This window comes from Streptomyces purpureus, assembly GCF_014648195.1.
Classification (GTDB): Bacteria; Actinomycetota; Actinomycetes; order Streptomycetales; family Streptomycetaceae; genus Streptomyces; species Streptomyces purpureus.
The window spans coordinates 142,686-159,294 of the sequence record NZ_BMQQ01000008.1 but is presented as its reverse complement, the minus strand read 5'-3'; the positions used below and the strand labels follow the sequence as shown (position 1 = coordinate 159,294).

At 71.9% G+C, this 16,609-nt stretch carries 21 protein-coding genes and 3 tRNA genes; 9 read left to right on the top strand and 15 right to left on the bottom strand.

The window, feature by feature from the left end; all coding sequences use genetic code 11:
- The first annotated feature begins 15 nt into the window (after positions 1–15).
- Positions 16–1,035 carry an adenosine deaminase gene (locus tag IEZ01_RS13215; RefSeq protein WP_019888699.1) on the top strand — a complete coding sequence of 340 codons (1,020 nt, stop codon included), beginning with the start codon at positions 16–18 and terminating at the stop codon, positions 1,033–1,035.
- On the opposite strand, the gene IEZ01_RS13210 is transcribed toward IEZ01_RS13215, so the two are convergent.
- Positions 1,032–1,622, bottom strand: coding sequence for a TetR/AcrR family transcriptional regulator (locus IEZ01_RS13210; RefSeq protein WP_019888698.1), 591 nt, complete (start codon positions 1,620–1,622; stop codon positions 1,032–1,034). The two genes, IEZ01_RS13215 and IEZ01_RS13210, sit on opposite strands and share 4 nt — an antisense overlap.
- Before the next feature lie 112 nt (positions 1,623–1,734).
- Here IEZ01_RS13210 and IEZ01_RS13205 point away from each other — a divergent pair, with 112 nt between their 5' ends.
- Entirely contained in the window at positions 1,735–2,367 is a 633-nt protein-coding gene (locus tag IEZ01_RS13205; RefSeq protein WP_189201811.1) for an NAD(P)-dependent oxidoreductase, read from the top strand.
- A gap of 20 nt (positions 2,368–2,387) precedes the next feature.
- Here the strand turns inward: IEZ01_RS13205 and IEZ01_RS13200 are convergent, their stop codons facing one another.
- The 6 genes from IEZ01_RS13200 to IEZ01_RS13175 form a co-directional block, all read right to left on the bottom strand.
- Positions 2,388–3,443 (bottom strand): UDP-N-acetylmuramate dehydrogenase, encoded by a 1,056-nt coding sequence (locus IEZ01_RS13200; protein ID WP_189201809.1) that lies wholly within the window; start codon positions 3,441–3,443, stop codon positions 2,388–2,390.
- 56 nt (positions 3,444–3,499) lie between these two features.
- A complete protein-coding gene (locus tag IEZ01_RS13195) occupies positions 3,500–3,928 on the bottom strand; it encodes a MaoC family dehydratase (RefSeq protein WP_019888694.1) in 429 nt (142 codons plus the stop codon).
- 2 nt (positions 3,929–3,930) lie between these two features.
- On the bottom strand, positions 3,931–4,383 hold the full coding sequence (locus IEZ01_RS13190; protein WP_019888693.1) for a MaoC family dehydratase N-terminal domain-containing protein: 453 nt from the start codon (positions 4,381–4,383) through the stop codon (positions 3,931–3,933).
- A gap of 86 nt (positions 4,384–4,469) precedes the next feature.
- Positions 4,470–4,634, bottom strand: coding sequence for a 50S ribosomal protein L33 (gene rpmG, locus IEZ01_RS13185; protein ID WP_003956487.1), 165 nt, complete (start codon positions 4,632–4,634; stop codon positions 4,470–4,472).
- A gap of 88 nt (positions 4,635–4,722) precedes the next feature.
- Positions 4,723–4,795, bottom strand: a tRNA-Met gene (locus IEZ01_RS13180).
- 46 nt (positions 4,796–4,841) lie between these two features.
- Positions 4,842–4,914, bottom strand: a tRNA-Thr gene (locus tag IEZ01_RS13175).
- Positions 4,915–5,191: 277 nt separating this feature from the next.
- Here IEZ01_RS13175 and IEZ01_RS13170 point away from each other — a divergent pair.
- The 3 genes from IEZ01_RS13170 to IEZ01_RS13160 are packed head-to-tail and all read left to right on the top strand — an operon-like array spanning position 5,192 to position 7,706.
- Entirely contained in the window at positions 5,192–6,433 is a 1,242-nt protein-coding gene (locus IEZ01_RS13170) for an amidohydrolase family protein (protein ID WP_189201807.1), read from the top strand.
- 49 nt (positions 6,434–6,482) lie between these two features.
- The gene (locus IEZ01_RS13165) at positions 6,483–7,139 is read left to right on the top strand and encodes an SDR family oxidoreductase (protein ID WP_019888691.1); all 657 of its coding nucleotides are present in this window, start codon (positions 6,483–6,485) and stop codon (positions 7,137–7,139) included.
- A 3-nt stretch (positions 7,140–7,142) separates the two neighbouring features.
- Positions 7,143–7,706, top strand: coding sequence for a GyrI-like domain-containing protein (locus IEZ01_RS13160; RefSeq protein ID WP_189201805.1), 564 nt, complete (start codon positions 7,143–7,145; stop codon positions 7,704–7,706).
- Here the strand turns inward: IEZ01_RS13160 and IEZ01_RS13155 are convergent.
- Together IEZ01_RS13155 and IEZ01_RS13150 are read right to left on the bottom strand one after the other, a co-directional pair.
- Positions 7,703–8,032: a hypothetical protein gene (locus IEZ01_RS13155; protein WP_189201803.1), complete on the bottom strand. Its 330-nt coding sequence runs from the start codon at positions 8,030–8,032 to the stop codon at positions 7,703–7,705. The two genes, IEZ01_RS13160 and IEZ01_RS13155, sit on opposite strands and share 4 nt — an antisense overlap.
- Before the next feature lie 81 nt (positions 8,033–8,113).
- Positions 8,114–8,195, bottom strand: a tRNA-Tyr gene (locus tag IEZ01_RS13150).
- A 203-nt stretch (positions 8,196–8,398) separates the two neighbouring features.
- On the opposite strand from IEZ01_RS13150, the gene IEZ01_RS13145 reads away from it, so the two are divergent.
- The 3 genes from IEZ01_RS13145 to IEZ01_RS13135 all read left to right on the top strand — a co-directional run bounded on the left by IEZ01_RS13145 (position 8,399) and on the right by IEZ01_RS13135 (position 10,204).
- Positions 8,399–8,887 (top strand): YajQ family cyclic di-GMP-binding protein, encoded by a 489-nt coding sequence (locus IEZ01_RS13145; RefSeq protein ID WP_019888686.1) that lies wholly within the window; start codon positions 8,399–8,401, stop codon positions 8,885–8,887.
- A gap of 187 nt (positions 8,888–9,074) precedes the next feature.
- Entirely contained in the window at positions 9,075–9,572 is a 498-nt protein-coding gene (locus tag IEZ01_RS13140; RefSeq protein ID WP_189201801.1) for a methylated-DNA--[protein]-cysteine S-methyltransferase, read from the top strand.
- Positions 9,569–10,204 (top strand): alpha-ketoglutarate-dependent dioxygenase AlkB family protein, encoded by a 636-nt coding sequence (locus tag IEZ01_RS13135; protein ID WP_019888680.1) that lies wholly within the window; start codon positions 9,569–9,571, stop codon positions 10,202–10,204. The genes IEZ01_RS13140 and IEZ01_RS13135 overlap by 4 nt, the downstream gene beginning before the upstream one ends.
- Positions 10,205–10,219: 15 nt before the next feature.
- Here the strand turns inward: IEZ01_RS13135 and IEZ01_RS13130 are convergent, their stop codons facing one another.
- Positions 10,220–10,489 (bottom strand): GlsB/YeaQ/YmgE family stress response membrane protein, encoded by a 270-nt coding sequence (locus IEZ01_RS13130; protein ID WP_019888679.1) that lies wholly within the window; start codon positions 10,487–10,489, stop codon positions 10,220–10,222.
- A 96-nt stretch (positions 10,490–10,585) separates the two neighbouring features.
- Between IEZ01_RS13130 and IEZ01_RS13125 the strand changes: the two genes are divergently transcribed.
- Positions 10,586–11,803 (top strand): APC family permease, encoded by a 1,218-nt coding sequence (locus IEZ01_RS13125; protein ID WP_189201799.1) that lies wholly within the window; start codon positions 10,586–10,588, stop codon positions 11,801–11,803.
- Positions 11,804–11,836: 33 nt separating this feature from the next.
- Here IEZ01_RS13125 and IEZ01_RS35635 read toward each other — a convergent pair whose 3' ends face one another.
- From IEZ01_RS35635 to IEZ01_RS13105, 5 genes are all read right to left on the bottom strand, one after another.
- Positions 11,837–11,962 carry a hypothetical protein gene (locus IEZ01_RS35635; protein WP_019888677.1) on the bottom strand — a complete coding sequence of 42 codons (126 nt, stop codon included), beginning with the start codon at positions 11,960–11,962 and terminating at the stop codon, positions 11,837–11,839.
- Positions 11,963–12,084: 122 nt separating this feature from the next.
- Positions 12,085–12,477 (bottom strand): YccF domain-containing protein, encoded by a 393-nt coding sequence (locus IEZ01_RS13120; RefSeq protein ID WP_189201797.1) that lies wholly within the window; start codon positions 12,475–12,477, stop codon positions 12,085–12,087.
- Positions 12,474–13,334 carry a zinc metalloprotease HtpX gene (gene htpX / locus IEZ01_RS13115; RefSeq protein WP_019888675.1) on the bottom strand — a complete coding sequence of 287 codons (861 nt, stop codon included), beginning with the start codon at positions 13,332–13,334 and terminating at the stop codon, positions 12,474–12,476. The genes IEZ01_RS13120 and htpX overlap by 4 nt, the downstream gene beginning before the upstream one ends.
- A gap of 195 nt (positions 13,335–13,529) precedes the next feature.
- Complete coding sequence (locus IEZ01_RS13110; RefSeq protein ID WP_189201795.1) at positions 13,530–15,050, bottom strand: NADH-quinone oxidoreductase subunit N; 1,521 nt, start codon at positions 15,048–15,050, stop codon at positions 13,530–13,532.
- On the bottom strand, positions 15,047–16,600 hold the full coding sequence (locus tag IEZ01_RS13105; RefSeq protein ID WP_189201854.1) for a complex I subunit 4 family protein: 1,554 nt from the start codon (positions 16,598–16,600) through the stop codon (positions 15,047–15,049). Before IEZ01_RS13105 ends, IEZ01_RS13110 begins: the two co-directional genes overlap by 4 nt.
- Between the last annotated feature and the right edge of the window lie 9 nt (positions 16,601–16,609).

Genomic DNA, 16,609 nt, shown 5'->3' with positions numbered 1-16,609 from the left:
CGGCAAGATCCTGCAATGGCGCAACATCGCGATCTCAGTCTTCTGCCCAAGGCGCATCTGCATCTGCACTTCACCGGCTCGATGCGGCCCACGACCCTGATCGAGCTCGCCGACAAGTACGGCGTCCATCTGCCCGAGGCCCTGAGCAGCGGTACGCCGCCGAAGCTGCGGGCGACCGACGAGCGGGGCTGGTTCCGGTTCCAGCGGCTCTACGACATCGCCCGGTCGTGCCTGCGGGAGCCGGACGACATCCGGCGGCTGGTCCGGGAGGCGGCCGAGGAGGACGTACGGGACGGCTCCGGCTGGCTGGAGATCCAGGTCGACCCCACGTCGTACGCCCCCCTCCTCGGCGGGCTGATCCCGGCCCTGGAGATCATCCTGGACGCGGTGGAGAGCGCCTCCCGCGAGACCGGGCTCGGGATACGGGTCCTGGTCGCGGCGAACCGGATGAAGCACCCGCTGGACGCGCGGACGCTGGCGCGTCTCGCGGTGCGCTACGCGGACCGGGGTGTGGTGGGCTTCGGGCTCTCCAACGACGAGCGGCGGGGCCTCGCCCGGGACTTCGACCGCGCCTTCGCCATCGCCCGGGAGGGCGGCCTGCTCGCGGCCCCGCACGGCGGTGAGCTGACCGGCCCGGCGTCCGTCCGGGACTGCCTGGACGATCTGCGGGCCGCGCGGATCGGGCACGGCGTGCGGGCTGCGGAGGATCCGCGGCTGCTGCGCAAGCTTGCCGAGAAGGGCGTGACCTGCGAGGTCTGCCCGTCTTCCAATGTGGCCCTCGGGGTGTACGAGCGGCCGGAGGACGTGCCGCTGCGGACCCTCTTCGAGGCGGGGGTGCCGATGGCGCTGGGCGCGGACGACCCGCTGCTGTTCGGCTCGCGGCTGGCCGCGCAGTACGAGCTCGCCCGCCGTCACCACGGATTCACCGACGCCGAGCTGGCCGAGCTGGCGCGGCAGTCCGTACGGGGCTCGGCGGCGCCGGAGCCGGAGAAGAACAAGCTGCTCGCCGGCATCGACGACTGGCTGGCCGGCTAGCTCAGCCCGCGCAACAGGGTGCGGGCGATCGACGCGGCGAACGTGTCGAGGTCCTGCGGGGGCTCCTTGCCGACGGTGGCGTCGTAGGCGAAGGCCCGCTGGACGCAGGCGCCGAGCAGCAGGGAGGCGGCGGCGAACGTGTCCGCGTCCGCCCGGATGCGACCGGCGGCGCGCTCGGCTCGCAGGTAGGCGTCGAGGCGCTCGATGGGGGTGTGCGGCCCGGTGCCGAGCTCCCGCAGGGCCTCGTCGTGCCGGGCCTTGAGCCGGGTCTCGGCGAAGAGCGAGGCGCCGATCGGGAAGCTCTCGGCGTAGAAGCGCGCGGCCTGGCGGGCGACCTCCGTGAGGTTCTCCTCGACACCGAGCTCCCCCGGGTCCGTGGCGAGCCGGTCGAGGAGCGGGGTGAGCTCGGGCAGCCGCTCGCGCAGTACGCCCACGAAGAGCTCTTCCTTGCTCGCGAAGTACTTGTAGAGCGCCGCCTCGGAACAGTCGGCCGACCGCGCGATCTCCTTGGTGGTCGTACGGGCCAGACCGACCGTGAGCCACAGCTCATGGGCCGCGTCGAGGATCCGCTCCCTGGTGGGCTTCATGTCCGGCTGCTCCGTCCACGCTTGACGACAGGTGGGTGAGTGCTCACTCTATGGGTGAGTGAGCACTCACCCACCCTGATAGATCCGTAGATCCACCTGGAAGAGGTGTGCGATGGAACTGACCGTTTTCGGCGCGACCGGCGGCGTCGGGCAGCAGATCGTCCGGCAGGCGCTGGAGGCGGGCCACCGGGTGACGGCGGTGGTGCGCGACCCCGCGCGGTTCTCCGTGACGGGCCCGGGCCTGGAGGTGTTCCGGGCGGATCTGAGGGATCCGCAGGAGCTGCGCGGGGCGGTCGCCGGGCGGGACGCGGTGCTCTCGGGTCTTGGCGCGCCGGGGCGGAAGACGGACGGGATCACGACCCGGCTGACCCGCGCGGTGGTCGGGGCGATGGAGGCGGAGCGGGTCCGGCGGCTGGTGGTGGTCAGCGCGGCGCCGGTGATCGAGACGCCCGCGGACGAGCCGCTGATCGACCGGATGTTCGTGGCGGTGGTGCGGGCGGCGCTGAAGGAGGTCTACGCCGACCTGCGGGTGATGGAGGGCGAGCTGGCCACGAGCGCGACGGACTGGACGGCCGTACGCCCGCCGAGGCTCACCGACGGCCCGCGGACGGGTGTCTACCGCAAGGCGGTCGGGGCCAATCCGCGCTCGGGGCGGAGCATCGCGCGCCCGGACGTGGCCCACGCGATGCTGGCGCTCCTCGACGACCCGGCGGCCCTCAAGCAGGGTGTGGGGGTGGCCTACTAGCCCTCGGCGGGTGGGCGTCGCTAGATCTCGACGCCGACCGTCACCGGCTCGTTGACCAGCGTGATCCCGAAGGCGTCGCGGACCCCGGCGACGACTTCGCGGGCGAGGGCGAGGAGGTCCTCGGTGGTGGCCTCGCCGCGGTTGGTGAGGGCGAGGGTGTGCTTGGTGGAGATACGGGCCGGGCCCGAGCCGTATCCCTTGGTGAATCCGGCCTTGTCGATCAGCCAGGCGGCGGAGGTCTTGACCAGCCCCTCCCCCGCCGGGAAGGCGGGCGGGGTGACGTCGGCGCCGAGGCGGCTCCGGACCCGGCCGAGGAAGGCCTCGTACTGCGCGGCGTCGAGGATCGGGTTGGTGAAGAAGGAGCCGGCCGACCAGGTGTCGTGGTCCTCGGGGTCCAGGACCATGCCCTTGCCGGCGCGCAGCCTGAGCACCGTCTCGCGGGCGGCCGCGGCGGGCACCCGGTCGCCGGCTTCGACGCCGAGGGAGCGGGCGGTCTCGGGGTACTTCAGCGGCGCGGAGAGGCCTCCGGCGTCCTCCAGCGCGAAACGGACGCGCAGGACGACATAGCGGTCGGGGTGTTCCTTGAAGCGGCTGTGGCGGTAGGAGAAGGCGCACTCGGCGTTGGTGAGCGTGACCGTCTCGTCCGTCCGGCGGTCGTAGGCGACGACCTCCGTGATGGTGGCGGAGACCTCCTGGCCGTACGCGCCGACGTTCTGGATCGGGGTGGCACCGGCCGAGCCGGGGATGCCGGCGAGGCACTCGATGCCGGCGAGCCCGGCCTCGACCGTCCGCGCGACGACGTCCGTCCAGACCTCGCCCGCGGCCAGCTCCAGGGCCGTGCCCTCCAGCCGGAAGCCCTTGGTCGCGATGCGCAGGGCGGTCCCGTCGAATCCCTTGTCGCCGATGACCAGGTTGGACCCGCCGCCGATGATCAGCAGGGGCGTCCCGGCGGCGTCGGCCTCACGGACGACGGCGATCACTTCTTCGTCGGTGGTGGCCGTGACGAGCCGGACGGCGGGGCCGCCGAGCCGGAAGGTGGTCAGGGGAGCGAGAGGGGCGTCGTGGAGTTCCTGCACGCGCTCAAGAGTACGGGGCGGCACCGACAGCGCCGCCCCGTCCACGTCGTACGGGCTCAGGCGAGCCGGACGACCGCGCGGGACATGCCCAGCACCTTCTGGCCCGCCGAGGTCGCCGTCAGGTCGACCCGCACCCGCTGGTCGTCCAGCTTGGCCGCGACCTTGGCGCTGACCTCGATGAGCGCGCCCTTGTCGTCGTTGGGCACGACCACGGGCTTGGTGAAGCGCACACCGTACTCGACGACCGCGCCCGGGTCGCCGGCCCAGTCCGTGACGACACGGATGGCCTCGGCCATGGTGAACATGCCGTGCGCGATGACGTCCGGGAGCCCGACCTCGACGGCGAACTTCTCGTTCCAGTGGATCGGGTTGAAGTCGCCGGAGGCGCCCGCGTACTGCACGAGCGTGGCGCGGGTCACCGGGAAGGACTGCGCCGGCAGCTCGGTGCCGACCTCGACGTCGGCATAAGCGATCTTCGCGGTCATGTTCAGGCCCCCTCTGCCGCGCGGGCGACGAGCTTGGTCCAGGCGGTCACGACGTGCTCACCGGACTCGTCGTGCACCTCACCGCGGACGTCCAGGATGTCGTTGCCGGCCATCGACTTGATCGCCTCGATGGTGGAGGTGACGCTCAGCCGGTCCCCGGCCCGTACGGGACGGGTGTACGCGAACTTCTGGTCGCCGTGCACCACACGGCTGTAGTCCAGCCCCAGCTGCGGGTCTTCGACCACCAGGCCGGCCGCCTTGAAGGTGATCGCGAACACGAAGGTCGGCGGAGCGATCACATCGGGGTGGCCGAGCGCCTTGGCGGCTTCCTGATCGGTGTAGGCGGGATTGGTGTCTCCCACCGCCTCGGCGAACTCCCGGATCTTTTCCCGGCCGACCTCGTACGGCGCGGTGGGCGGATAGCTCCGCCCCACGAAGGACTGGTCGAGGGCCATGGACTCGCTACCTCCTGGAAAAAAATGACGGCGACAAACGACACGAGGCCGCCCCCTGATGGGGACGGCCTCGTGATCGAGCCTGATTAACGCGTTTCGCGGTGCGCGGTGTGCGAGTTGCAGCGCGGGCAGTGCTTCTTCATCTCAAGACGGTCCGGGTTGTTACGCCGGTTCTTCTTGGTGATGTAGTTCCGCTCCTTGCACTCCACGCAGGCCAGCGTGATCTTCGGGCGGACGTCGGTGGCAGCCACGTGAGTGCTCCTTGACGGACGGATGGACGGATGAACGCAAGAAAGAGTAGCCGATCGATGGACCGACCCAGCAATCGGCTACTGTGTGTAGCGGTGACCGGACTTGAACCGGTGACACAGCGATTATGAGCCGCTTGCTCTACCGACTGAGCTACACCGCTTTGATGAAGGATCCCCTCACCCGAAGGTGAGGTTCCCCGACACCAGAGCCCCAATACGGAATCGAACCGTAGACCTTCTCCTTACCATGGAGACGCTCTACCGACTGAGCTATTGGGGCGAGCGATGAAGACATTACACGGTCGGGTACCCATCGCCCAAATCCGTTTCGCCACCGCTCTTCCGACGCGCCCGGACGGCCCGCCCCGGCCCGCTGCCCCCCGGTCGCCAGACCGCCGCCGGGACGTCATCCGACCGTCGTCACCTGCGCCTCGTACGCCACTCGTGGCCTCACCGGTACGACTATTGCGCTCCTCCTCGATGGCCGCTCGGGGCGCCCCTAGGCTCGACCCACGCTCGTGATCTTGCACAGAACGCCCGAGCCCCACAGGAGCGCGATGTCCGCCGACAGTCAGCAGCCGCAGCCCCCGGACGACCGTGCCGCCACCACCGCGGACACCACCTCGCTGCTGCTCTGCGGCGCCCGCCTGACCGACGGGCGGACCGTCGACGTACGCCTCGCCGGGGGACGGATCGAGGCCGTCGGCACCGCGGGCAGCCTCACGGCGCTCGGCGGCCGGGTCGACCTCGCCGGATATCTGCTGCTGCCGGCCCCCGCCGAGCCGCACGCCCACGCCGACACCGCACTCAGCGCCGACTTCCCCGGCCCCGTCTCGTACGCCACCGAGGAGGTGCAGCGGCGGGCCACCGAGGCCGCGCTGCTCCAGCTCGGACACGGCGCGACCGCCCTGCGCGCGCAGGTACGGATCGACGACGTGCAGGAGGTCGGCCCCCTGGAGGCGGTCCTGCAGGCCCGGCGCTCGCTGCGCGGGCTGGTCGACCTCACGGCGGTCGCCATGCCCCGACTGCTCACCGGGATGGCCGGGGCGGACGGGCTGGCCATGCTGCGCGACGCGGTGAAGATGGGGGCGGGCGTGGTGGGCGGCTGCCCGGACCTGGATCCCGACCCGGCCGGGTACACGGAGGCGGTCCTGGAAATCGCCGCCGAACACGGCTGCCCCGTCGATCTGCACACGGACGGTGACGACCCGGCCCGGCTGGCCCGGCTCGCGGCGATGGCGGGCGGGCTGCGGCCCGGCGTGACGATCGGCCCGTGCGCCGGGCTCGCCCGGCTGCCCTCGGACATCGCCGCGCGGGCGGCGGACCAGCTCGCGGCGGCCGGCGTGACCGTGGTCTGCCTGCCCCAGGGCGGCTGCGGGGGTACGGAGTTGCGGGGCACCGCGCCCGTACGGCTGCTGCGCGCGGCCGGGGTGCGGGTGGCGGCGGGCAGCGGGGCGCTGCGGGACGTGTCGAACCCGGTGGGCCGCGGCGACCCCCTGGAGGCCGCGTATCTGCTGGCCTCGCAGAGCGGGATGTCGGCGGCGGAGGCGTACGGGGCGGTGAGCGCCGCCTCACGGGCGGCCATGGGGCTCGCGGAGGTGCGGGTGGAGGCGGGATTCCCCGCCGAGCTCCTGGCGGTGCGCGGCGAGCGGCTCTCGGGCGTCCTGTCGCTCGCCTACAGCCGGATCGTGGTGCACCGTGGCCGGGTGGTGGCCCGGACCAGCGCGGTGCGGGAGTACTGCGACTCGGCGGCGGCGCTGGACCTGCCGCGCCAGAGCCGCCCGGAGACAGGTCCCTGAACGGCCGCTCCCTGCGCGGATTCCGCCGTGGCGACGTACGGTCGTGAGCATGCGCATTGTCATCGCTGGAGGACATGGTCAGATCGCGCTGCGCCTTGAGCGGCTGCTCTCGGCGAGCGGACACGAGGTCGCGGGCCTGATCCGCGAACCGGCCCAGGCGGAGGCCTTGCGGGAGGCGGGCGCCCAGCCGATCGTCATGGATCTGGAGTCGGCGTCGATCGAGGACGTGACGGGGGCCCTGGCGGGTGCGGACGCGGCGGTCTTCGCGGCGGGCGCGGGACCGGGCAGCGGCACCGAACGCAAGGACACGGTGGACCGGGCCGCCGCGCAGCTCTTCACCGAAGCGGCGGAACGGGCGGGCGCCCGGCGCCTGATCATGGTCTCGTCGATGGGCGCCGACGCGAACCGCCAGGGCGACGAGGTCTTCGACGCCTATCTGCGCGCCAAGGGCGCCGCGGACGACTACGTACGGGCCAAGCTGGGCCTGGACTGGACGGTGCTGCGCCCCGGCATGCTCACCGACGACGCGGGGACGGGACTGGTCCGCCTGGGGGCCTCCACGGGCCGGGGCCCGATTCCCCGGGACGACGTGGCGGCGGTGCTGGCCGAGCTCCTGGAGACCCCCGCGACGGCCGGCCTGACCCTGGAGGTCGTCGGCGGGTCGATCCCTGTGGCGGTGGCGGTCAAGGACGTGGCGGGCAACTGAGCGATGGGTACGGACCCGGACCCCGCGTCGGTCGCGACGTCGGCCGAGGCGTCGAACCAGGCGTCGATCCAGGTGGTGGAACGCGCCGAGCAGCCATACGTGTTCGTGCGCCGCTCGGTGCGGATGGACGGCTTCGCCGAGATCGCGGACCGGCTGCCCGAACTGATCGGCTGGCTGATGAACCGGGGCATCGAGGTGACGGACGCGCCGTTCTTCCGCTTCAACACCGTGGACATGACCGGTGAGTCCGACGTCGAGGCGGGCGTCCCGGTCGCCGAGGCCCCCGAACCGGAGGGCGACATCGGCGTGGCGGTCCTGCCGGCGGGCCGGTACGTGACGGCCCGTCACCTGGGCCACCCGGACGGCCTGTTCGCCGCGGCCGAGGCACTGCGCGCGTGGGCGGCGGCGCGCGGCCTGGAGTGGGACATGATCCGTGAGCCGGACGGCGCCGAACGCTGGGGCTGCCGCATCGAGTCGTACCGCACGGACCCCCGGGTGGAGCCGGATCCGGCGCGGTGGGAGACGGAACTGGCGTTCCGGCTGGCCGACAGGCCCCCGGGCACCTAGCCGGGGTCGGGCGGCGTGGAGTCGAGCTCGACCCGCACGGGCACGCCGGCCCGCTCCGGCCGCCACCCGGCAGCGATCCCGGTCCGCACGGCCCGTGCGACCTCCCCTGGCAGCACGACGGCGCCCGGCCCGCCCAACCACTGCCCCGGATGCGCCCTGCCGGTCCGCACGAGCAGCGTGCTCCCGGGCTCCTCCGCGCGCGCGACGGCGTACGCCAGCGTGCTCCACCCCATGCCCTGGCTGTACGTCGGCCGCCGCCGCACCCGCCACCGGTAAGTGACCCCGTCGACGACGACGGTCCGCGACTTCTTCCGGGCCAGCGCCATGCTCTCCTCCCCCGGGCTCCGCCTGAACGAGAAAACCCCCGCTCACTGCGTTTCCGCAGATGAACGGGGGTCTCACTCGCGTGGCGGCGCCAGGATTCGAACCTGGGTAGGCTAAGCCGACGGATTTACAGTCCGCTCCCATTGGCCACTCGGGCACACCGCCATGGGATTGCTGCCGAGAGGTCCGCTTTTGGGCGGTGCTCCGTGGCAACGACGTAAACGATACCTGATGCCCGGGGGTGCTTCGCCACCGGATTGATCAGCGCCTGGGGCGGGTGCGGGTGGCTAGGCTTTGCGGTGGTGGTGCGGGCAGCCCGTCGCGCCGCCACGCAACCTCTACGCACCCGATACAAGGAGCCACAGGACATGGCCGACTCCAGTTTCGACATCGTCTCGAAGGTCGAGCGGCAGGAGGTCGACAACGCCCTCAACCAGGCCGCGAAGGAGATCTCGCAGCGCTACGACTTCAAGAACGTCGGGGCCTCGATCTCCTGGTCCGGCGAGAAGATCCTGATGGAGGCGAACTCCGAGGAGCGCGTCAAGGCCATCCTCGACGTCTTCGAGACCAAGCTGGTCAAGCGCGGAATCTCGCTGAAGGCGCTGGACGCCGGCGAGCCGCAGCTGTCGGGCAAGGAGTACAAGATCTTCGCCACGATCGAGGAGGGCATCTCCCAGGAGAACGCCAAGAAGGTCGCGAAGATCATCCGTGACGAGGGCCCGAAGGGCGTCAAGGCGCAGGTCCAGGGCGACGAGCTCCGCGTCAGCTCCAAGAGCCGGGACGACCTGCAGGCCGTCCAGCAGCTGCTGAAGGGCAAGGACCTGGACTTCGCGATCCAGTTCGTGAACTACCGCTGACCCTCCCGGCTCGGCGGGACCTCGGGCGTCTTCGGGGGCGGACGCGGCTCGGCCGCGCCGCCCCCGCCCTGTGCCCGCCGCCCGGGGCCCGGGACGCGATGTCCGAATTCCGCCAGCTCCGGTGGGCGGCGCGGTCGCAGACTGGGATCGGAGCGAGGAACAGCGGGGACACGGGAAGGAGCGGGCCATGACGGTGTACACGGTCGTCGACGGGCCTCTGGGCGAGATGCTGCTGGTCGGCGAGGTGACCGAGGACGGCGGGACCGCCCTGGTCTCGCTGTCGCTGCCCGGGCAGAAGGGCGCCGCGGTCGTCCGGGACGGCTGGCTGCGCGCCCCGGAGGCCTTCGAGGAGATCGCCGCCCAGTTGGCCGACTACTTCGCCGGGCGGCGGACCGGCTTCGACATCACGTACGCCGGCGGGGGCAGCGACTTCCAGCGGCGGGTCTGGCAGGCGCTGGAGGAGATCCCGTACGGGGCCACCGTCTCGTACGGGGAGATCGCCCGGCGCGTCGGGTCCGCCGGGGCGGGCGTGCGGGCCGTGGGGACGGCGATCGGGCGCAATCCGCTGCTGGTCGTGCGGCCCTGCCACCGGGTGATCGGGGCCGACGGCAGCCTTCGGGGATACGCGGCCGGCCTTGAGCGCAAGGAGCGGCTGCTCGGTCTCGAAGGCGCGCTCGCGCCGTGACCGAGGGGCTGTTCCCGGTCGAGCGGGCGCGGGCGGAGGTCGCCCCGGGTGCCGTGCATGTGCCCGGATGGCTCTCCGCCGAGCGACAGCGGGAGCTGGTCGCGGCCTGCCGGGAGTGGGGCCGCGGTCCCGTGCCGTTCCAGCACACCGTGCTGCCGGGCGGGGGCGTGATGTCCGTACAGACCCTCTGCCTGGGGTGGCGGTGGGAGCCGTACCGCTATGTGCCGGGCACAGCCGAACTCCCGGCGTGGTTGGCCGGGTTGGGGCGGGAGGCGCTGGTAGCGGCGTACGGGGAGCACGGTGGCTACGCGCCGGACACGGCGCTGGTGAACTTCTACGACGCAGGCGCCGGCGCGAAGATGGGCATGCACCGGGACAGGGAGGAGCGCTCCGGCGCCCCGGTGGTTTCGCTGAGCCTCGGCGACACGTGCGTGTTCCGGTTCGGGAACACCGAGAACCGTGGACGGCCGTACACCGACGTCGAGTTGGTCTCCGGCGATCTGTTCGTCTTCGGCGGGCCTTCGCGGTTCGCGTACCACGGGGTCCCGAAGGTGTACGGCGGGACGGCCGATCCGGCCCTGGGGCTGGCCGGGCGGCTCAACATCACCTTGCGGGAGACCGGGCTCTCCTGACGCCCTGGCGGGCGGTCAGCGGGAGCGGGAGTGCCCGAACAGGATCCGGTACGCGATCAGGAGCACGAGCGCGCCGCCGATGGCGGATATCCAGGTGGCGCCGTCGTAGAACTGGGCGTTGATCGGGCGGTCGAGGAAGCGGGCGGAGATCCAGCCGCCGACGAAGGCGCCGGCGACGCCGATGAGGGTCGTGCCGATCAGGCCGCCCGGGTCGCGGCCCGGGAGCAGGACCTTGGCTATGACGCCCGCGAGCAGCCCGAGAACGATCCAGCTGATGATGCCCATGCTGTGAACCTGCCTTTCGTGGCCTTGCGTGCCGTGCTGCCCTGGAGGACGCGCTCGGTCGACCGCGTGGTTGCGGTGGTCAGTAGGGTGCGGCCCATGACACAGGAACTGCGACGGTCGCTGGGCGTGTTCGACGCGGTCGTCGTGGGCCTCGGCTCGATGGTGGGCGCGGGCATCTTCGTGGCGCTGGGGCCGGCGGCGCAGGAGGCCGGGTCCGGGCTGCTGCTCGGCCTGGCGCTGGCCGCCGTGGTGGCGTACTGCAACGCCATGGCGTCGGCCCGGCTGGCCGCGCGCCATCCGAAGTCGGGCGGCACATATGTGTACGGTCGCGAACAGCTCTCTCCTTTCTGGGGGTATCTGGCGGGCTGGAGCTTCGTCGTCGGCAAGACCGCGTCGTGCGCGGCGATGGCGCTGACGGTCGGGGCGTACGTGTGGCCGGGGCAGGCGCACGCGGTCGCCGTCGCGGCGGTGGTGGCGCTGACCGCCGTGAACTACCGGGGGATTCAGAAGTCGGCGCTGCTGACCCGGGCGATCGTGGCGGCCGTTCTGGCCGTACTGGCGGCGGTGGTCGTCTCCTCGCTGTCGTCGGGGCGTGCCGAGGCCGGACGGCTGGCGCTCGGCGGGGATCTGTCGGTGGGCGGGGTGCTGGGGACGGCGGGGCTGCTCTTCTTCGCCTTCGCCGGATACGCGCGAATCGCGACCCTGGGCGAGGAGGTGCGGGATCCCGCCCGGACCATTCCGCGCGCGATTCCGCTGGCGCTCGGGATCGCGCTGGTCGTCTATGCGACTGTGGCCGTCTGTGTCCTCTCTGTTCTGGGCGCGCAGGCGCTCGGCGGGTCGGTGGCCCCGCTCGCCGACGCCGCGCGGGCGGCGGGAGCGCACTGGCTCGTGCCGGTGGTGCGGGTGGGCGCGGCGGTGGCCGCGCTCGGCTCGCTGCTGGCGCTGATCCTCGGGGTGTCCCGTACGACGCTGGCGATGGCCCGGGACGGCCACCTGCCGGCCGCCCTGGCCGCCGTGCACCCCCGCTTCCACGTCCCGCACCGGGCGGAGTTGGCGGTGGGGGTGGTCGTCGCTGTGGTGGCGGCGACGGCGGACGTGCGCGGGGCGATCGGTTTCTCGTCGTTCGGCGTGCTCGTGTACTACGCGATCGCGAACGCCTCGGCCTGGACGCTGGGTGGCCGGGGCCGGGTCATGGCGGCGGTCGGCCTGGTGGGGTGCGGGGTGCTGGCGTGCGCGCTGCCGTGGGAGTCGGTGGCGGCGGGCGGGGGCGTCGTGGCGGCGGGCGCGGCGCTGTTCGCCGTGCGGCGGCGCTGAGGCGGCCGGGGCCGCCGTCGCCTCACCGCGGGGTCATATACGGGCGAGGGCCGCGTAGTCGGGCCAGGGCGCGGCCGACTCGACGTCGTCGTCGGGCCCGTACTCCAGGCACGGCTCGTCCTCGGCGAGACGGTCCAGCAACTGCTCGATCTCGGTCATGAGTTCATGGTGGACCACGGCACTGACAATCGGCCGTGGACGACCTGCGGGCAGCGGGTCCGCGGGGCGCGGCCGTGGAAGACCTGCCGGGTGGCTGGCCCTCGCCTCACGACCGCGCCGGTCTACCGTGCCGCGAACGGCTGGTCGGTGGGCACGATCTCCTTGCCCAGCGGCAGCAGCGAGACCGGGATCAGCTTGAAGTTCGCGATGCCCAGCGGGATGCCGATGAGGGTGATGCACAGGGCGATGCCGGTGAAGACGTGGCCGAGCGCCAGCCACCAGCCCGCCAGGACCAGCCAGAGCACGTTGCCGACGCAGGAGGGCGCGCCCGCGTCCCGGCGGTCGACGACGGTGTAGCCGAAGGGCCACAGGGCGTAGATGCCGATCCGGAAGGCGGCGACGCCGAACGGGATGCCGATGAGCGTGATGCACAGCAGCAGACCGGCCACGATGTAGCCGAGGAACATCCAGAAGCCGCACAGCACGAGCCAGATGACGTTGAGGATGGTTTTCACGGGCGGCCTGCCATTTGCTCGAGTCGGGCGATGCGCTCCGCCATCGGCGGATGCGTGGAGAACATTCGGGAGAGGCCCGGGCCGGGACGGAACGGGTTCGCGATCATCATGTGGCTCGCGGTCTCGAGCCTGGGCTCGGGCGGGAGCGGCAGCTGCTTCGTCCCGGCGTCCAGCTTGCGCAGGGCGCCCGCCAGGGCCAGCGGGTCGCCGGTGAGCTGGGCGCCGGACGCGTCGGCCTCGTACTCCCGCGAGCGGCTGATCGCGAGCTGGATGACGGAGGCCGCGATCGGGCCGAGGATCATGATGAGGAGCATGCCCAGCAGGCCGGGGCCCTCGTCGTCGTCGGAGCGGCCTATCGGGATCAGCCAGGCGAAGTTCACCAGGAAGAGGATGACGGAGGCGAGGGCGCCGGCGACCGACGAGATGAGGATGTCGCGGTTGTAGACATGGCTGAGCTCATGGCCGATGACCCCGCGCAGCTCGCGCTCGTCGAGGAGGCGCAGGATGCCCTCCGTGCAGCAGACCGCGGCGTTTCGGGGATTGCGGCCGGTGGCGAAGGCGTTCGGCGCCTGGGTCGGTGAGATGTAGAGCCGGGGCATCGGCTGGCGGGACTGGGTCGACAGCTCCCTGACCATCTTGTAGAGCCCCGGCGCCTCGAATTCGCTGACGGGGCGGGCGCGCATGGCGCGCAGCGCCAGCTTGTCGCTGTTCCAGTAGGCGTACGCGTTGGTTCCCAGCGCCACGACGAGCGCGACGATCAGGCCCGTACGGCCGAAGAAACTGCCGATCAGGATGATGAGTGCGGACAGTCCGCCGAGGAGTACGGCGGTCCTCAGCCCGTTGTGCCGGCGGTGCACGGTACGCCCTCCAAGTGGTGCGGCAGGGGGACCCTTTGCCTGGTGCTGGTCCAGCCTTCAGTGGACCCTCCCGTACTGGTCAACGCCAGGCGAGAGGTGCGGGTTCCCTTGCGCGCGCCGGAGGCGGCGTGAGCCGTACGGGTGAATCAGCGCCGGAGCTTCACCCTTGGTGCCTCCGCTGTGGAGGGTGCGGGGTCAGAACAGCGTCTTCGCCGCGAAGCGGAGGACCAGCTGGGGGTAGCCGGACAGGACGACGCCCGCGGCGGCGGTCAGGGCGATCGCCAGGGTGAGCGGCGCGGGGGCCCGGTGGCGGCGGGGCTCGGTGTACTCGGCGGGGGCCGGGGCGGTGACCGGGGCGCGGAAGAGGAGCGTGGTCCACTGCAGGTAGTAGTAGAGCGCGATCACGACGTTCACGCCCATGACGACGGCGAGCCAGCCGAGGCTCGCGTCCACCGCCGCCGAGAAGACCGTGACCTTGGCGAAGAGGCCGATGATGCCGAGCGGCAGTCCGGCGAGGTTGAGCAGGAAGAAGCCCATGGTCAGCGCGGTCAGGGGCCGGGTGGCGTACAGGCCGCGGTAGTCGGCGACGCGGTTCAGGGGGTGCGTACGGGCCACCAGGGCGGCGACGGCGAAGGCGCCCAGGTTCACGACCGCGTACATCAGGGCGTACGCGACGGTGGAGCCGATCTGGTCGTCGCCGGAGTACGCGGCGGCGGCGATCGGCACCAGGAGGTAGCCGGCCTGGGCCACGGAGGACCAGGCCAGCAGGCGTACCGCGCTCCACGCGCGCGTGGAGACCTGGCGCAGGGCGGCGACGTTGCCGACGGTCATGGTGAGCGCGGCGAGGACGGTCAGGGCCGGGCCCCACACGTCGGCGTAGAGGGGGAAGGCGATGACGGTGACCAGGATGAGGCCGGAGAAGCCGACCGCCTTGCCGACGACGGAGAGGTACGCGGCCACCGGCAACGGTGCGCCGACGTAAGTGTCGGGGACCCAGAAGTGGAAGGGCGCGGCGGCCGTCTTGAAGGCGAAACCGACGAGGGTGAGGGCCACGCCCGCCTGGGCGAGGGTCTCCAGCTGGGCGGGGACGTCGTCCAGGCGCTGGGCGATCTCGGTGAGGTGGAGCGTGCCGGTGGCCGCGTAGACGAAGCTGACGCCGAGCAGCATCACGGCGGTCGCGGTGACCGAGGAGAGGAAGAACTTCAGGGCCGACTCGCTCGACATCCGGTCGCCGCGCTTGAGGCCGACGAGCGCGAAGGCGGGGAGTGAGGCGACTTCGAGGGCGACGACCAGGGTCGCGAGGTCCCGGGAGGCGGGCAGCAGCGCCGCGCCCGCGGCCGAGGACAGCAGCAGGAACCAGAACTCGCCGGCCGGCAGCTTCTCCCGGGTGTCGGAGAGGGAGAGGAGCGCGGTCAGCAGCGCGCCGCCGAGGACGAGGAACTGGATGACGACGGCGAAGTGGTCGGCGGTGTAGCTGCAGACGTCGGGGGCGGTGGTGAGGCAGAAGGTGGAGCGGTCGCCCGTACGCAGCGGTGCCAGCAGCAGGATCGAGGCGGCGAGGCCGGCGATCGACGTCCAGCCGAGGAGCTGCTTGCGGCTGTGGGGCAGGAAGAGGTCGGCGACCAGGACGATCAGGGCGACCACCGCGGCGAGGGTGGGCGGCGCGATCGCGAGCCAGTCGACGGACTGGACGAGGCCCGCGGCAATGGGGGTCACGACTTTCCTCCCGCGAGGAGCTTCTGCACGGCCGGGTCGGTGAGGCCGAGGAGGACCGCGGGCCACAGTCCGGCGAGGACGGTGAGGGCGACCAGCGGCGTCCAGGCGGCGAACTCGTAGCCCTGGACGTCGGCGAGCTGTGGCTGGTCGGCGGTGGGCCGGGGGCCCATGCAGACCCGGCGTACGACGACCAGCAGGTATGCGGCGGTGAGCAGGGTGCCGAGGGCGGCGATCGCCGTGAAGGTGAGGAAGGCGGGGCGGCTGAGGCCCGGGGCGGGGTCGAAGGCGCCGAACATCGCGAGCATCTCGCCCCAGAACCCGGCGAGGCCCGGCAGTCCGAGGGAGGCGACGGCACCGAAGACGAGCAGGCCGCCGAAGCGGGGGGCGCGGCTGTAGAGCGCGGCGCCGGCGCTGCCGGCGAGCGTGTCGATGTCGGTGGTGCCGTACCGGTCCTTCAACGCTCCGACCAGGAAGAACAGGAGGCCGGTGATGAGGCCGTGGGCGATGTTGGCGAACAGCGCGCCGTTGACGCCGGTCGGGGTCATCGAGGCGATGCCGAGGAGGACGAAGCCCATGTGGCCGACGGAGGAGTACGCGATCAGCCGCTTGAGGTCGCCCTTGGCGCCGGGGCGGGCCAGCGCGAGGCAGGCGAGCGATCCGTAGATGATGCCGGCGACCGCGAAGGCGGCGAGGTACGGCGCGAAGACGTGCATGCCGTCTGGGGTGATCGGCAGGGCGATCCGGACGAATCCGTACGTACCCATCTTCAGCAGGACGCCGGCAAGGAGGACGGAGCCGACGGTCGGGGCGGCGGTGTGGGCGTCCGGGAGCCAGCTGTGCAGCGGCCACATCGGGGTCTTCACCGCGAGGCCGATCCCGATCGCGAGAACGGCGATGACCTGCACGGATGTCGTGATGTCACGGCCGTTGTCAGTGGCGAGTGCCACCATGTCGAACGTGCCAGCCTTGAGTCCGATCAGGAGCAGGCCGAGCAGCATGACGACGGAACCGAGCAGCGTGTAGAGGATGAACTTCCATGCGGCGGCCTGCCGCTGGTCACCGCCCCAGCGGGCGATGAGGAAGTACATCGGGATGAGCACCATCTCGAAGGCCAGGAAGAACAGCACCAGGTCGAGGACGGCGAAGGTCGCCAGCGTGCCGGACTCGAGGACGAGCAGCAGGGCGACAAAGGCCTTGGGGGAAGGCCCGCTCGGCATCTTGAAGTAGCTGTAGAGCGCGCAGAGGAAGGTCAGCAGCGCGGTCAGGACCAGAAGGGGGAGGGAAATGCCGTCGACACCGAGGTGGAGCCGCACGTCGAGTGCGGGGATCCACTTGATGTCCGTGGTGGCCTGCATCTTCGCCGGGTGGTCGTGGTCGAAGCCGAGGGTGAGGACGATCGCGGCGGCGAGCATGACGCCGGTGACGGTCACGCCGTGGCGCAGCACGGCCTGGTCGGGGGATTTCCCCTTCAGTCCGGGCGGGGCCGGCAGGAGGGCGGCCGCCGCGCCGATGAGCGGGCCGACGACGAGGAACGCCAGAAGGAACTGCATCACGGATTC

What these genes read in the sequence shown, in the direction of transcription:
- IEZ01_RS13105 (WP_189201854.1), bottom strand. Translation starts at nt 16,600, where the DNA reads ATGCAGTTCCTTCTGGCGTTCCTCGTCGTCGGCCCGCTCATCGGCGCG.
- IEZ01_RS35635 (WP_019888677.1), bottom strand. Translation starts at nt 11,962, where the DNA reads ATGACCGAGATCGAGCAGTTGCTGGACCGTCTCGCCGAGGACGAGCCG.
- IEZ01_RS13170 (WP_189201807.1), top strand. Translation starts at nt 5,192, where the DNA reads ATGTCCGCCGACAGTCAGCAGCCGCAGCCCCCGGACGACCGTGCCGCC.
- IEZ01_RS13205 (WP_189201811.1), top strand. Translation starts at nt 1,735, where the DNA reads ATGGAACTGACCGTTTTCGGCGCGACCGGCGGCGTCGGGCAGCAGATC.
- IEZ01_RS13195 (WP_019888694.1), bottom strand. Translation starts at nt 3,928, where the DNA reads ATGACCGCGAAGATCGCTTATGCCGACGTCGAGGTCGGCACCGAGCTG.
- IEZ01_RS13125 (WP_189201799.1), top strand. Translation starts at nt 10,586, where the DNA reads ATGACACAGGAACTGCGACGGTCGCTGGGCGTGTTCGACGCGGTCGTC.
- IEZ01_RS13140 (WP_189201801.1), top strand. Translation starts at nt 9,075, where the DNA reads ATGACGGTGTACACGGTCGTCGACGGGCCTCTGGGCGAGATGCTGCTG.
- IEZ01_RS13215 (WP_019888699.1), top strand. Translation starts at nt 16, where the DNA reads ATGGCGCAACATCGCGATCTCAGTCTTCTGCCCAAGGCGCATCTGCAT.
- IEZ01_RS13165 (WP_019888691.1), top strand. Translation starts at nt 6,483, where the DNA reads ATGCGCATTGTCATCGCTGGAGGACATGGTCAGATCGCGCTGCGCCTT.
- IEZ01_RS13210 (WP_019888698.1), bottom strand. Translation starts at nt 1,622, where the DNA reads ATGAAGCCCACCAGGGAGCGGATCCTCGACGCGGCCCATGAGCTGTGG.
- IEZ01_RS13160 (WP_189201805.1), top strand. Translation starts at nt 7,143, where the DNA reads ATGGGTACGGACCCGGACCCCGCGTCGGTCGCGACGTCGGCCGAGGCG.
- IEZ01_RS13190 (WP_019888693.1), bottom strand. Translation starts at nt 4,383, where the DNA reads ATGGCCCTCGACCAGTCCTTCGTGGGGCGGAGCTATCCGCCCACCGCG.
- IEZ01_RS13130 (WP_019888679.1), bottom strand. Translation starts at nt 10,489, where the DNA reads ATGGGCATCATCAGCTGGATCGTTCTCGGGCTGCTCGCGGGCGTCATA.
- IEZ01_RS13145 (WP_019888686.1), top strand. Translation starts at nt 8,399, where the DNA reads ATGGCCGACTCCAGTTTCGACATCGTCTCGAAGGTCGAGCGGCAGGAG.
- IEZ01_RS13155 (WP_189201803.1), bottom strand. Translation starts at nt 8,032, where the DNA reads ATGGCGCTGGCCCGGAAGAAGTCGCGGACCGTCGTCGTCGACGGGGTC.